The 14,924-nt window shown below is 31.6% G+C and carries 14 protein-coding genes; 10 read left to right on the forward strand and 4 right to left on the reverse strand.

Features of this window, described 5'->3' with window-relative positions; genetic code table 11:
• The first annotated feature begins 30 nt into the window (after positions 1 to 30).
• Positions 31 to 1,353 carry a hypothetical protein gene (locus U5A88_RS06940; protein ID WP_354204986.1) on the forward strand — a complete coding sequence of 441 codons (1,323 nt, stop codon included), beginning with the start codon at positions 31 to 33 and terminating at the stop codon, positions 1,351 to 1,353.
• A 381-nt stretch (positions 1,354 to 1,734) separates the two neighbouring features.
• Here U5A88_RS06940 and U5A88_RS06945 read toward each other — a convergent pair whose 3' ends face one another.
• The 3 genes from U5A88_RS06945 to U5A88_RS06955 form a co-directional block, all read right to left on the reverse strand.
• Positions 1,735 to 3,360, reverse strand: a complete 1,626-nt coding sequence (locus U5A88_RS06945; RefSeq protein ID WP_354204987.1) for a phosphoethanolamine transferase — start codon at positions 3,358 to 3,360, stop codon at positions 1,735 to 1,737.
• Between the two features lie 85 nt (positions 3,361 to 3,445).
• The gene (locus U5A88_RS06950; RefSeq protein WP_354204988.1) at positions 3,446 to 4,414 is read right to left on the reverse strand and encodes a phosphoribosylaminoimidazolesuccinocarboxamide synthase; all 969 of its coding nucleotides are present in this window, start codon (positions 4,412 to 4,414) and stop codon (positions 3,446 to 3,448) included.
• 59 nt (positions 4,415 to 4,473) lie between these two features.
• On the reverse strand, positions 4,474 to 5,421 hold the full coding sequence (locus tag U5A88_RS06955) for a PhoH family protein (RefSeq protein WP_354204989.1): 948 nt from the start codon (positions 5,419 to 5,421) through the stop codon (positions 4,474 to 4,476).
• 136 nt (positions 5,422 to 5,557) lie between these two features.
• Between U5A88_RS06955 and U5A88_RS06960 the strand changes: the two genes are divergently transcribed.
• From U5A88_RS06960 to U5A88_RS06985, 6 genes are all read left to right on the forward strand, one after another.
• Positions 5,558 to 6,376 carry an SAM hydrolase/SAM-dependent halogenase family protein gene (locus U5A88_RS06960; RefSeq protein ID WP_354204990.1) on the forward strand — a complete coding sequence of 273 codons (819 nt, stop codon included), beginning with the start codon at positions 5,558 to 5,560 and terminating at the stop codon, positions 6,374 to 6,376.
• A 1-nt stretch (position 6,377) separates the two neighbouring features.
• A complete protein-coding gene (locus tag U5A88_RS06965) occupies positions 6,378 to 6,674 on the forward strand; it encodes a putative quinol monooxygenase (RefSeq protein ID WP_354204991.1) in 297 nt (98 codons plus the stop codon).
• 3 nt (positions 6,675 to 6,677) lie between these two features.
• Positions 6,678 to 7,391, forward strand: coding sequence for a gliding motility-associated ABC transporter permease subunit GldF (gene gldF / locus U5A88_RS06970; RefSeq protein WP_354204992.1), 714 nt, complete (start codon positions 6,678 to 6,680; stop codon positions 7,389 to 7,391).
• Positions 7,388 to 9,028: a gliding motility-associated ABC transporter substrate-binding protein GldG gene (gene gldG / locus U5A88_RS06975; RefSeq protein ID WP_354204994.1), complete on the forward strand. Its 1,641-nt coding sequence runs from the start codon at positions 7,388 to 7,390 to the stop codon at positions 9,026 to 9,028. The genes gldF and gldG overlap by 4 nt, the downstream gene beginning before the upstream one ends.
• Before the next feature lie 80 nt (positions 9,029 to 9,108).
• Complete coding sequence (locus U5A88_RS06980) at positions 9,109 to 9,951, forward strand: DUF2911 domain-containing protein (RefSeq protein WP_354204995.1); 843 nt, start codon at positions 9,109 to 9,111, stop codon at positions 9,949 to 9,951.
• Between the two features lie 36 nt (positions 9,952 to 9,987).
• Positions 9,988 to 10,485: a DUF2911 domain-containing protein gene (locus tag U5A88_RS06985; protein ID WP_354204996.1), complete on the forward strand. Its 498-nt coding sequence runs from the start codon at positions 9,988 to 9,990 to the stop codon at positions 10,483 to 10,485.
• A 79-nt stretch (positions 10,486 to 10,564) separates the two neighbouring features.
• Here U5A88_RS06985 and U5A88_RS06990 read toward each other — a convergent pair whose 3' ends face one another.
• Positions 10,565 to 11,395 (reverse strand): alpha/beta hydrolase, encoded by an 831-nt coding sequence (locus tag U5A88_RS06990; protein ID WP_354204997.1) that lies wholly within the window; start codon positions 11,393 to 11,395, stop codon positions 10,565 to 10,567.
• A 135-nt stretch (positions 11,396 to 11,530) separates the two neighbouring features.
• Between U5A88_RS06990 and U5A88_RS06995 the strand changes: the two genes are divergently transcribed.
• From U5A88_RS06995 to U5A88_RS07005, 3 genes are all read left to right on the forward strand, one after another.
• On the forward strand, positions 11,531 to 12,244 hold the full coding sequence (locus tag U5A88_RS06995) for an alpha/beta hydrolase-fold protein (protein ID WP_354204998.1): 714 nt from the start codon (positions 11,531 to 11,533) through the stop codon (positions 12,242 to 12,244).
• Between the two features lie 167 nt (positions 12,245 to 12,411).
• On the forward strand, positions 12,412 to 13,680 hold the full coding sequence (locus tag U5A88_RS07000) for an ATP-grasp domain-containing protein (protein WP_354205000.1): 1,269 nt from the start codon (positions 12,412 to 12,414) through the stop codon (positions 13,678 to 13,680).
• Between the two features lie 85 nt (positions 13,681 to 13,765).
• Positions 13,766 to 14,863, forward strand: coding sequence for a carboxylate-amine ligase (locus U5A88_RS07005; RefSeq protein WP_354205001.1), 1,098 nt, complete (start codon positions 13,766 to 13,768; stop codon positions 14,861 to 14,863).
• Positions 14,864 to 14,924: the final 61 nt, after the last annotated feature.

Consider the following 14,924-nt stretch of genomic DNA (forward strand, 5'->3'; position numbering starts at 1 on the left):
TGTAATTCTAAATTGCAGAAAAAATTGCTTATGAAGAAAATTTACTTTCTACTATTACTTATCGTGTTACCAATTAATTTTGCTCTTTCCCAAAATGATACATTAGATATCCAGAAGTCTAATTCCAATATAGATTCTAAAGAAGTAGAGTTGACTCGCAAAGAGCGTAGAGATAAAAAAAGACTTGAAAAAGCCGAGGCCATTGCATTGTTTAAAGCAAAAAAAAGAGATTCTATTTTAAAAGTAAAAAAAGAAATGGAAATTGCTCAACAACTAGTTTTAAAAGAACAACTTCAAAGAAAAAAAGATTCTTTAATAGCCAGAATTGAAGAAAGGAAAAAATTGAAAGCCCAAAATCAAGATGCCATTTCAGAAGCATTAGAGCAAAATGAAAAGAATATTGAAGAAAGGGTCGTGTTTAAAGAAAATATCAGAACGGATAATAAAATCAGTATTATCCAAAAATTGAAGGAGGAAGAACAACTGTTTGCCAAACAAATTAGGCAAAAACAGATTCAAGATAAAGAAAACCAAAAAGCCGCTTTATATAAACTTAAAGAAATTGATAAAGCCATTAAAGATCAAATTACATTTAAAACACGATTAGATCAAGAAAATAAATCGCTAATTACGAAAAGAAGTCAAGAAAGTGAACAAGAGCTTTTAAAACGTATTGCTTTCAAAGAAAAAACAAGAACGGATAACAAAACCACTATTGAAAAAAAGTTAAAGGAAGAAGAACAATTGCATGTCGAACAAATTATGTTAAAACAAATTAAAGATGAAGAAAACCAAAAAGCCGTTTTAAAAAAATTAGAAGAAATAGACAAAACACTTAAAGAGCAGATTATCTTAAAAAAACAATTAGATCGAGAAAATAAAGATTTAATTGCGATGAATAATACCGAAAAAGAGCGAGAACTTATTGATCGCATTGTATCTAAAGAAATTATAAAAGCGGAAAATATTGAAGCCATATCACAAAAATTTTTAGAATTAGAACAAATTGTTGCAGCAAATAGTGATGCAAAACAACAATTAAAAAACGAAAATCAAGAAACTGTTTTAAATAAGTTAAAGGAAATTGAGCAAAAAATTATAGCTTCATACAATGAAAGAACCCAAACACGTAATGAGCAACAGTTAACTGTTGTTCAAAATCTAAAAAATATAGAGGACGAGAAAAAGGAAGATTTATTACATAAAAAATTAGAAACTACTTTAAGACAAAAGGAATTAAAAGAATTAATAAACAATAGAATTAGAAAATCTATTGCTGAAAGAAATAAAAGAAGGAAAAAAGTAGAAGCTGAAGAAAAGTTCAAAGGAAAAGTTAAAAAAGTTGAAAATTGATTTAGTTCTAATCTTTCTAAAGAAAAAGAATTTAAAGTCTGCCCCAAATTATTTTTACGAGGTTACTTTTGACAAACCAGGAGGACTTGTATTACCTTTAATTGTTTAGCTTACCTATGAAGATGGGAATAAAAAAAGAAAGCAGTCTCCTGCCGAAATTTGGAGTAAAAAAGACGATGAGGTAAAAAGAATTTTTGCCAGTTCAAAACAAATCACTAATATTGTAGTAAATTCAGACCTCGAAACAGCAGATATAGAACTAACCAACAATAGTTGGCCTAAAAAAAATGAAAATAACCAATTTGAACAATTCAAGGGCAAATTGAAAAATTAGTGTTTTTAAATTTAGAGTTTTTTGTTAAATGCCCTAGTCAACTATGATTAGGGCATTTTAATTTTTTTATCATAATCTTTCCCGTCAATTAATATTCTTAATCTATTTTGGTTAAAATCTTTATGAAACAAGCTTCTGGTTTTATCAAAGACAGGGCTTTTTATATGATTTAAATCTAAAATGGTATGAAACGTATCGTCTGAGACATAAGGTGTATTTATTCTATTTTTAATCAAAGAGTGTTTAACCGAATCTAAAGTCTTATAGGTAGGTGAAAGCCAAACTAGCATAGGTATTTCAACGTTAACTTTGGGTAAATGGTTAACAAAATGATGTCCAAACATATCATCCTCATCATAAATATTTTCTCCATGATCAGAGACATAAATAGCTGAAGCTACAATCCTATTCTTCTCTACTGTATTGTTTTTAATTAAACTAAAAATGCTATCTAATACATAATCATTATAAACTATTGAATTATCATATTCCGCAATCAATTGGCTTTTATAATCTGTACCTTCAAAAACGGAAAATGGTTTGGGATATCTTTTATCATAACTTAAATGGTTACCCATCATATGCAATACAATCATTTTTTTATCAACCTTTTCATTTAATGCATCAATAAAAGGGGCTAATAACTTCTCATCATAAGAAATGTTTTTATTTCCTTCGTAGGTTGAATTATTGATTAAGTTTACAAATGTTGTATGATCAGTTTTACTTCCAGTTGCACTTATTAAGTTTTCAGCCCATCCAAAAGGTGTTTGGTTAGATATCCAATACGTTTCAAAACCTAATGAATGGAAAACATCAATTATATCTTTACTTTCATAATATTGTAATTTATTATTTAAATTGGACTCAGTAATTAAAGACATAACACCAGCTATAGTGTTAGAATAAGCAGACACCACATCGTCAAATACATATAAATCATCTCGCAGTTCTAACTTAGGATTGGTTTTTCTAGGATAACCGTATAGAGACATATGGTTCTTAGAGGCAGATTCACCAATAATTAGTACGAAAAGTTGCTGATCAGAAGTGTGAGTTTGAGAAGCATCAATTTCCTTTAATTTATTATTTTTTACTGCTTTACTATATTTACGAAAATCAGACATAAACACATAAGAATTTCTTATAACCAATGGAGTAGTTTCTGCAATAAATGCTGACAAACTCATATATAAAAATGAACTAATGCCTAATATAACATTCATAGACAATAAAAGCTTAAATATACCATTGTTAATTCTAGGTTTCTCTTTTAGTGCCAAAATAAAAAGGGCGGCATAAGGAATTAACAATAAGAGTAAAAAAGACGACTGTACACTTAAAAATTCAGTAGTTTCATTAAAGTTTGAATTGGCAATCATAAACAAACTCGCTAAAGAAACTGGACCTTTTAGCATAAGCCAATGTCCAATTTCAATGATTCCTACTATAAAATAAAACACTATCATTAAAGTGTGAAAAATTTTCTTTTTAAAGAAAAAGTAAGGAAGGTAGAAAATGGGTATCCATAATATTCTAATGAGTAATTCTAATTTATTAGATGCATCAAAATTAATTATATAGCCTAATAATACAGGCACAGCTACCAATAACAAAAGATATTTTTTAAAAATCTCTTTTAGCTGAATTATTGATTTCTTTAATTCAATCATACTTTTTTACCTCTATTTATTTATAAAATATTGTATCTTTTTATTTTATGGTTATACTCTCTTAAAACAAAAGAAATACGTATATTTATTTATATATACTATTTTTTATTAAATAATTTTTGATATTACGCTCTATCCTATCTAAAATATTGCTAGTATCGGATTTTACAAATGTTTCACCTGTAATATTTTCATAAAGTTCTACATACCTATCTGAGATTTCTAATACTTTTTCATCTGTCATTTCGGGTACGACCTGACCTTCTAGCCCTTGAAATTCATTAGCAATTAACCATTGTCTTACAAACTCTTTTGACAACTGTTTTTGAGCTTCGCCCTTAAGTTGTCTTTCCTTATAACCTTCTGCATAAAAATAGCGTGATGAGTCTGGTGTATGTATTTCATCTATCAGCACAATTTTACCATCTTTGGTTTTACCAAATTCATATTTTGTATCCACTAAGATTAATCCTCGTTCTGCCGCAATTTTAGTACCTTGTTCAAATAGTGCTTTGGTATATTCTTCTAAAATGTTATAATCCTCTTCACTTACAATACCTCTTGAAATAATATCACTTTTAGAAATATCTTCGTCATGCTCTCCTTCTTCTGCTTTAGTGGCAGGTGTTATAATAGCTTCAGGAAATTTATCATTTTCTTTCATCCCGTCAGGCATTGAAACACCACAGAGCATTCTTTTGCCTAATTTATACTCCCTTGCTGCATGACCGGATAAATATCCTCTAATTACCATTTCTATCTTAAACGGTGTACATAAATGACCAATGGCAACATTAGGATCTGGTGTGGCCAATAGCCAATTAGGGACTATATCTGCGGTAGCATCCATCATTTTAGTAGCTATTTGATTTAATATTTGTCCTTTAAATGGTATTTGTTTGGGCAACACCACATCAAATGCAGAAAGTCTATCGGTAGCTATCATTACTAAAAGTTTATCGTCTATATTATAAACTTCACGCACTTTACCCCGATAAACCGATTTTTGATTTGGAAAATTAAAATTTGTATAGTTAATAGTGTTATTAGACATTTGGCACTAAATTTTAGGATTTAATTCTGTATTCTCTGATTATGATAAATCAGTATTCTTTATTCCGTTTCTATACCTTTATACGCAGTTATAATATCCTTGACCAACCGATGTCTTATAACATCTTTATCATCAAGGTATATCATACTTATACCTTTAATATCTTTTAAGGCCAATAGCGATTCCTTTAAGCCAGATACTTGTCGTTTTGGCAAATCAATCTGCCCAGGATCTCCAGTAATTATAAATTTGGCATTTTTACCCATTCTGGTCAAAAACATTTTCATTTGAGCGTGTGTCGTATTTTGAGCCTCATCTAATATTACAAAAGCATTGTCTAGTGTTCTGCCACGCATAAAGGCCAAAGGTGCAATCTGAATGATACCACTCAATATGTAGGTTTCTAATTTTTCGTAAGGAATCATATCTCTTAAGGCATCGTAAAGTGGTTGCATGTACGGATCTAATTTTTCCTTTAAATCACCTGGCAAAAAACCCAAATTCTCACCAGATTCTACAGCAGGTCTGGTTAAAATGATACGCTTTACCTCTCTGTTTTTTAAGGCACTAACTGCAAGTGCAACTGCGGTATAGGTTTTTCCAGTTCCAGCAGGGCCAACAGCAAAAAGCATATCGTTTTTTTGCATATCTGTAACCATTTTACGCTGATTCTCCGTTTGAGCTTTAATCAACTTACCTCCAACGCCATGTACCAAAACATCGTCGTTTTTTTTACTATTTTTTTGCGAAGTGCCGTTAGAAGTCAATAACTGTTCAATACTGTTTTCGTCTAGTTTATTGTATTTATTAAAGTAATTGATAAGCATTTCAAGACGTTTTTCAAATTCGTCAAGTATTTCTTTTTCACCATAAATTTTAATTTTATTCCCTCGGGCAACGATTTTAATTTTTGGAAAGTACTTCTTTAGTTGCTCAATATTTGTGTTATGAGTTCCAAAAAAATCTTTGGGACTAATTTCTGTTAATTCAATAATTCTTTCGTTCAAATTATAACTATTTTTTAATTATTAAAACTGCTTAAAAATATTATGGTAATCAACTAGATATTGATTAGTTTTGCAATACAAATTTAATAATTAAAAAGCTTATTAATTACGCTCTTATTGAATAAGTAATCAACAAATGTCTTTAATAACATTAACTACTGATTTTGGAACAAAAGACCATTTTATTGGTGCTATAAAAGGTGCTATATACAGTGAGCTTAACAATGCCAAAGTTGTTGATATATCACACCAAATTACCCCATTTAATATTACCGAAACCGCATATATTTTAAAAAATGCATATAAAAATTTTCCAAAAGGTAGCATACATATAATAGATGTTGATTCTGAGCTGAGTGTTGAAAACAAACATATTGCCATTGCCTTGGACGGCCATTACTTTATTTGTGCCGATAACGGTATTATCTCGATGATAGCATCCGAAATAAAACCCGATAAAATCATAGAGATAACCATACACAGCACCTTGACCAGTTACTCTGCGTTTGTGAAGGTGGCTTGCCATATTGCCAGGGGCGGTACGCTGGACGTAGTTGGCAGGGCTACCGATGAGTACAAACAATTAAATGAAGTACATCCATATATTAATAAAGAGCAAAATCAAATTGTTGGTACTATTATTTATATAGATAATTACGGAAATGTAATTTGTAATATCACTAAAAAATTATTTAATGACGTTGGCAAGGGCCGACCTTATGAGGTTAGTGCAAGGCATTATACTTTTAATAAGATAGTTAATAAGTACAATGAGATCGTAAACTTTGATTTACCGCAGGAGAAGAGGCAATATGATGGCGAAAAATTAGCATTATTCAATGCTTCCGATTACCTAGAAATTGCAATCTATAAAAGTAATTTAAAATCCGTTGGTGGTGCTTCTACCCTATTAGGCTTGGGTTACAGAGACTCAATAACCCTTAGATTTTTATAAAATGTTAATAAGAATAGTAAAAATGAGTTTTGAGCCTGAAAAAATTCAAGATTTCTTAAGTACTTTTAACGCCCATAAAGTAAAAATTAAAAATTTTAAAGGGTGTACCCATTTAGAACTGTTCCAAGATAAAGATAATGCTAATGTTTTTTTTACGTATAGCCATTGGAAAGATGAACAAAGCCTAGAGAATTATAGAGATTCTGATTTATTTAAAAATGTCTGGGCTAAAACCAAAACATTATTTAATGATAGACCAGAAGCGTGGAGTGTTAACAGGCTTGAAACTATTGAATAATTTATGATATCCATTTTTAAAAAAGAACTCAACTCATTTTTTGCCTCGCCCATAGGGTATTTGGTAATTGCTGTGTTTTTAGTCATTAATGGTCTATTTTTATGGGTTTTTAATGGTGATTTTAATATACTTAACGCTGGTTTTGCAGATTTAAACAGTTTCTTTTTTATAGCCCCATGGTTTTTCTTGTTTTTGATACCCGCTATTACCATGCGGACATTTTCCGATGAATTCAGACTAGGTACTATAGAAATTTTAAAAACCAAACCCATCAGTAAATGGCAAATTGTATTGGGCAAGTTTTTTGGGGCGTTAGTATTGATTATCTTAGCACTGTTACCAACTCTTATTTATGTTTTTAGCATCTTAAAATTAGGTAATCCGCCCAATAATTTAGATATTGGAAGTACTTTAGGTTCTTATATTGGTTTGTTGTTCATAGCCGGAGCATATACGTCAATCGGTATTTTTACTTCTACATTTTCCAACAATCAAATTGTGGCTTTTATTATTGCTATCGTAATTTCCTTTTTTATTTTTTATGGTTTTGAAGCCTTAGCTGACATGAACATTTCTGAGTCTCTGAGAAGTTTTGGCATGTTCGATCATTTTAAAAGTATCAGTCGCGGTGTAATTGACACCAGAGATATTGTTTATTTTCTGTCTGTTACCATTTTCTTTTTGTTTCTAACCCGTTTAAAATTAGATGCAGAATGAAAAATAATATCCCAAAAATAATTGTATTGATTATTGGTTTATTTCTAATCAATTTTTTAGCAAATAAATTTTACAAACGACTAGATCTAACTCAAGACAAACGCTATACCTTGTCTGAAACAACCGTCGATATAGTTGATAACTTGGAAGAAAATGCCATTATAAAAGTATATTTAGAAGGCGATTTCCCCTCAGAATTTAAACGCTTGCAAAATGAGACCAGACAACATTTAGAAGAATTGTACACTGTTAACGATGGCATAAAATACAGATTTATAGATCCACTGGATACTGCTGAGGAATTAGTTAAACAGGGTTTACAACCCAGCCGGTTATCGGTTCAAGAAGATGGTAAACTTTCAGAAGCTGTTATTTTTCCTTGGGCTGCTATAACCTACAAGGGTAAAACTGAAAATATAAATTTACTAGCTGAAGTTACAGCTGATAGTCAAGAAGAACAGCTTCAAAGCTCTATTGAAAATTTAGAATTTGCCTTTACAGATGCTATTTATAAAGTTTCATCTGAGGAAAATCAAACTATTGCAATCTTAAAAGGAAATGGTGAGTTAGACGACATATATCTTACCAGCTTTTTAAATCAATTGAACCAATATTACAAGTTGGCTCCTTTTACACTAGATTCGGTAGCTAAGCAACCTCAAAAAACGTTAGAGCAACTCACAAATTACGATTTAACCATTATTGCAAAACCTCAAGAGAAATTTACCGAAGAAGAAAAATTCACGTTAGATCAATACATTACAAACGGTGGTAAAACCTTGTGGTTAATAGACAATGTTACTGCTGAACTGGATAGTTTAATGGGTACGGGTCAAAGTTTAGCATTTAATAAAGATTTAAACTTAACCGATTTATTATTTAGCTATGGTGTTAGAATCAATTACGATTTGATTAGAGATGCCTACAGCTCAACAATAAAATTGGCTGATGGTAATGTAGGCAGTAATACCCAGTTCAATGATTATATTTGGCATTATTATCCATTTGTAACATCAAAAAACGACCATCCTATTACAAAAGGCGTTGATCCCGTTAATTTAAAATTTGCCAATACTATTGATACGTTAAAAAACCCTGTAGATAAAACCATTCTTTTGCAAAGCTCTGAATTTTCAAAATCGATTGGCACACCCGTTATTGTATCGTTGGAAGATATTGCCAAAAAACCCGAGAAAAAAGATTACAATAGGGGTTTTCAAACCTTGGGTGTACTTTTGGAGGGTAAATTCACATCCGCCTATGCCGATCGAGTAAAACCTTTTGAAACACCTATTTTCAAAGAGCAAAGCAATTCCAATAAAATGGTCGTTATTGCCGATGGTGATATTATTGCCAATGAAGTTGTAAAAGGGCAACCTATTGAATTAGGGGTTGATAAATATACAGGTGTACGCTACGGTAATTCAGAATTTTTAATGAATACCATTAATTATTTATTAGATGATTCTGGCTTATTGGAACTGAGAAATAAGCAAATCCAACTTCAATTTTTAGACAAGGAAAAGGCCTATGAAGAACGGGCTTTTTGGCAACTGACAAATGTAATTCTACCTTTAATAATCTTATTGCTTTTTGGTGTAGTTTTTACTTTAATTAGGAAAAGAAAGTTTAGTTAAAATTTTGTTAAAGAAATTTACCAATGATAGGATTTAGTATCTTTAACAACTATTAACTTAAATAAATCTAAATAACAATTATGAACTACAAAAAACTTTTAATCGTATTTTTATGTTTAGGTACGATGAGCCTAACTGCTCAAATTAAAACACCAGCACCAAGTCCTTATTCTAAATTGATGCAAACTGTTGGTTTAACAGATGTTGAAGTAGAATATTCAAGACCTGCAATGAGGGGCAGAACTATTTTTGGAGATCTAGTTCCCTTTAATAAAATATGGAGAACTGGTGCTAACGCTCGAACCAAAATTACATTTGGAAATGATGTTACCATTGATGGCAATACACTAAAAAAAGGAACATATGCCATTTTTACCAAGCCAACTGCTGATGCTTGGGAAGTATATTTTTATACAGATTATGCTGGTGGTGGAGCTCCTCAGACTTTGGATGAAAGCAAAGTAGCTTTAAAAACCACAGTAAAAACACAATCCATTCCTATGGATATTCAATCATTTACAATCACCATTGATGATTTAACCGATAATTCAGGTGTATTGGGTATTATGTGGGAAAAAACCTATGTTGGTGTTAAATTTAATGTGCCTACAGATGCTATTGCCGCTAAAAGTATTGAAAACGTAATGAGCGGGCCAAGTGCCAATGATTACCATAGTGCGGCAAGTTATTACAGAAATTCAGGTAAAGATTTAAAGCAAGCCTTAGTGTGGTCAACCAAAGCAACAGAAATGAATAAAAGTGCTTTTTGGATGATGCGAGAAAAATCATTAATTCATGCAGCATTGGGTGATAAAAAAGGTGCTATAGAAGCTGCAAAAAAATCATTGGAAGTTGCTGAAAAAGCTGGAAATGCTGCTTATATTAAAATGAACAAAGAATCCATTGCAGAATGGTCTAAATAAATTATAAAATTTAACTATTAAATAAATTTATAAAAAATGAAAAATTTAAAACTCTTATTGGTTTTCGCTTTAGTAACAAGCTTAAGCTTTGCTCAAAAAAGTCCTAGACAACAAACTAGTGGCACTATTGATGGTGTTACTATTGCTATAGATTACAGTGCACCTAGTGTAAAAGGTAGAACTATCTGGGGCGGTCTAGAAAAATATGGTAAAGTTTGGAGAGCTGGTGCTGACAAAAACACAACAATTTCTTTTGACACCGATGTTACAATTGACGGTGAAGAATTACCTGCCGGTAAGTATGGTTTCTTTATTATCCCAAAAAAAGATGATGACTGGACCATAATTTTTAGCACGAAAAATGATGCTTGGGGAGCCTCTGGTTACTCAGAAAGTGACGATGCTTTGCGTATAGATATTACTCCAGAATTTGGTGATGAAAACCAAGAACAACTATTTTATGGTGTAATGGATAGCGAAATAATTTTTGCTTGGGAAAAAGCAAAATTGTCAATTCCGGTTGAAGCCATGTAAATAAAACCAGTGGATATTATAAACTCAAAACTTAATTAAGTTTTGGGTTTTTTTATATCTAAAATATATCACTTGAACACTATGAAGGTATTTTTACCTTTACTTTGAATGCCCATTTTATAAACTCAGGAAAAACTTTGCCCCAAGTCGGCAAGTCATGTTTTCCATTTTCAACTTCTAAGTAAGTTATATCGTAAGGAATTGAATACCCTTTTAAACTTAATTCTTTTACAACATCTTTAGTATCATCAATGGCATCTATAATTCCATTGCTATTTCTGTCTGCGGTTTCATCTAAAGTACCCACTTGCAACCAAAACTTTAAATGTGGACTGTAATTTCCGTTTTTTATGACATTTAAAATAATTCTGCTCCTATCCGCCATATCATTTTTTACGTACGCTTTTTTACGCCACCAAAACGAACCGCTAAAAACACCAACTTTACTAAAATATTGAGGATTGTTATAAACGATATCAAACGCGGATATCCCGCCTAAAGACATACCTACATAAACCCAATCGATACCATGGTGGGAAACCTTAAATTCTCCCTTTAAAAAAGGTATAAATTCTTCGATGATAAATTTTGAATAGTTATTGGCTTTTTTTCCTCTTCCTTTAAAATCGCCAGAAGACGCCGTTCCATATTCATGCAATCTATTTTCATTGGTTTCTATACCAACATAAACAAATGGTCTTATTTTTCTATTCAAATAGGAATCAGAAATAGTTTTCTCCAAATCCATCGCTTTAAAGTCTTGCCCATCATTCATCAACAGTACCGGAAAACGTTCTTCAGTACTTCTATAATTACCAGGGGCCATCAAGCGGAATTTTACTTTTCTACCTAGGTATTTTGAAAAAAGGCTTCCATTTAAACTTATAAAATCTATACTAAAACTCATCATTCGATTTAAAGTGTGCAATATTAACGATTTAATAAAAAATATATGATGTAGATTGATAAAATAAATTAATTTTGCCGCCAATTATTATTATTTAACATTTTTATTTATATTTAACAAACAAAGACTAAACAACCTATGGCTCAAGTACAACATTCACAATATTTTTCTAATACATTAAATAGAAATATTAATCTTGAAGTTACAGGACACTGGGGGCATCCTATTTTAATGTTTCCATCCTCTGGAGGAAAATATACACAGAATAGTGATTTTGGGTTAAACGAATCCGTTATGAAGTATGTTGATGAAGGAAGAATTAAACTTTATAATGTTGAAACCATTGACATGATGAGCTTTTATGCTGATGATTTGCCTGAAGATGTAATAATTCACAATTACGAATTGTACATGCAGTTTCTTAAAAATGAATTAATCCCTTACATTCAAGACGAGTGTAATACGCATAGGCTTGCTGTGGCAGGTTGTAGTTTTGGGGGGTTTCATGCCGCAAATACTGCATTTCGGTTTCCAGATGTAGTTTCGCATTTATTTTCATTGTCGGGTGTATTCAATATCAGAAATTTTACACCACATATAGATGATATGCGTGTTTACTTCAACTGCCCAAATGAATTTATGGCCAATGAAGAGGATACCTGGAAGTACAACCATATGCACATTGTATTAAGTACATCAGATTGGGATAGTTGTAAACCTAAAAACGAAAATATGGCAGGTATTTTAGAATCAAAAGGGATACCCTATTGGTACGACGAAAAAAAGTGGATAGAACATGATTGGCCATTATGGAAAATGGTTTTTCCAGAATATGTAGAGAAATATTTTTGATTGAGAATCTAACATGAAAAAAATTAATCTCATTAAATAAAGTAACAGCTCTTTGATTGGGCTTAGTATGTGTTTTAAGAAATAAAATTATAGTAAATAAAATTAGAATTAACAATAATAAGATTCCCGCTTTTGCGGGAACGACATAAAAAAACAAATAAAATATTATGGCAAAAAAAGTAGGAATATTGTTCGGTATGGAAGACACCTTTCCATGGGCATTTATAGATCGTGTTAACGAATTAGGCAAAGGTAAAGTAGTTGCTGAAGCTGTACAAATCGATAAAGTACAACAAGGTATAGATTATGGTTACGATGTGATAATCGATAGGATTTCTCAAGAAGTTCCATTTTACCGTGCCTATCTAAAAAATGCAGCTTTAATGGGTACAGCGGTAATCAATAATCCGTTTTGGTGGAGTGCTGATGAAAAATTCTTTAACAATTGTTTGTCAATGCAAATAGGTGTACCAGTTCCAAAAACGATATTATTACCTTCAAATGCAAGACCAGATGACACAACGGACAAATCATTCAGAAATTTAAAAGCACCATTAGACTGGGATTATATTTTTGATTACATCGGTTTTCCTGCTTATATGAAACCCCATGCGGGCGGTGGTTGGAAAAGTGTTTATCGTGTTGATAATCCAGAAGATTTATTTGAAAAACACGGAGAAACTGAGCAATTGGTAATGATGTTACAAGAAGAAATTGTTTTTGACGATTATTATCGTGTGTATTGTTTAGGGCAAAAATATGTGCATATTATGCCGTACGAGCCTAGAAACGAACCACATTTAAGATATGTAACGGAGCCTAAAACTACAGGTGAAGAACATGAAAAGTTAATGAAAACAATCCATAATTACACAATCAAATTAAATAAAGCATTAGGGTATGATTTTAATACCGTTGAATTCGCTATTAGAAACGGTGTGCCTTATGCTATAGATTTCTGTAATCCCGCACCAGATGCTGATATAAATTCAGTGGGTCAAACTAATTTTGATTGGATAGTTGAACATTCCGCCAAATTAGCAGTCGAAAAAGCACTTGCACATAAAGCAAAACAAAACAATACCTCTTGGGGAACTTTTTTAAAAAATGCCATTGCTCCAACAGCACCGAAAAAAGCTAAGAAATCAAATTTAAAAACGGTAACCCAAGCAAAAAAAGATTCTAAAGCCGCTCTGGTAAAAAAGACAGCAGCAAAAAAAGCAACTGTCAAAAAAGCTGCTAAAGCTACACCTGTAAAAAAAGTTGTAGCTAAAAAACCAGCACCAAAAGCTAAGGTTGTAACAGCGAAAAAAGCAGTAGTTAAAACTAAAACAACAGCTAAACCTAAGACTACGGTTAAAAAAGTAGCAGCCAAGCCTAAAACAACTGTAAAAAAAACAACGGCTAAACCTAAAACAACATCAAAGAAAAAATAATGAATTGGGTATAATCTGCATGTACTTGTACATTCAAATTATACCTATTAAAACATAAAGCGAATATTAATCTACAACATTAGATATGCATAAATTCACACTAGGAATAGAAGAAGAATTTCAAATTCTAGAAGGCGATACCTTAAAACTACGTTCTCAAATGTCTAAAATATTAGAGGGTGGAAAAGTTTTGTTAAAGGAGCGTATTAAAGAAGAAATGCACCAATCTGTTGTAGAAATGGGCACAAATGTTTGTGAAAACATTCAAGAAGCTAGAGATGAAGTTTCTTATTTACGTCAACAAATCATTGATTTGGCGGCAAAAGAAGGTCTAAAAGTTGCCGCTTCAGGAACACATCCTTTTTCGCATTGGAGCGAACAGTTAATAACTGACAATCCACGTTATGATGAATTGATTGCCGAAATGAAAGATGTGGCACGTTCCAATCTTATTTTTGGTATGCATGTTCACGTTGCCATTCCTAATCGAGATGATGGTCTGCATATTATGAATGTGGCCCGTTATTTTTTACCACATTTATATGCACTTTCAACCAATTCGCCATTTTGGGAAAGTAGAGACACTGGGTTTAAATCATTCCGTTCAAAAATATTTGACAAATTTCCAAGAACTGGAATTCCTCCTTATTTTTCCAGTGTTGCAGAGTATGACAAATTTGTTGAAATATTAGTAAAAACCAAATGCATTGACAATGGCAAAAAAATTTGGTGGGATATTCGTTTGCATCCCTTCTATCCTACTGTAGAATTTAGGATTTGTGATATGGTAATGACGGTTGATGAAGTTGTTTGTATAGCAGCTATAATGCAATGTATAATAGCAAAATTGAGCAAATTACATTCAAAAAATCAAAGTTTTAGGTCGTACAGGCGTATTTTAATAAATGAAAATAAATGGCGTGCTGCACGGTGGGGCGTAGAAGCTAAATTGATTGATTTTGGTAAAGAAGAAGAGGTTCCGTTTGGTATATTAATGCAAGAACTGCTTGAATTTATAGATGATGTAGTTGATGAATTGGGATGTAGAAATGAAGTTAATTTTGTACATCAAATGATAGAACAAGGCTCTGGTGCAGATAGACAACTTAAAGTTTATGAAGAAACAGGAGATTTAAAGGAGGTCGTTAACTACGTTGTTGAACAAACAAGAAAAGGTCTATAAATTTGAGATAATTAAACACTACAAAACTCACTTTACACGTTATAGTAAAAACTTACAATAC

The organism is Aureibaculum sp. 2308TA14-22, from assembly GCF_040538665.1.
Taxonomy (GTDB): Bacteria; Bacteroidota; Bacteroidia; order Flavobacteriales; family Flavobacteriaceae; genus Aureibaculum.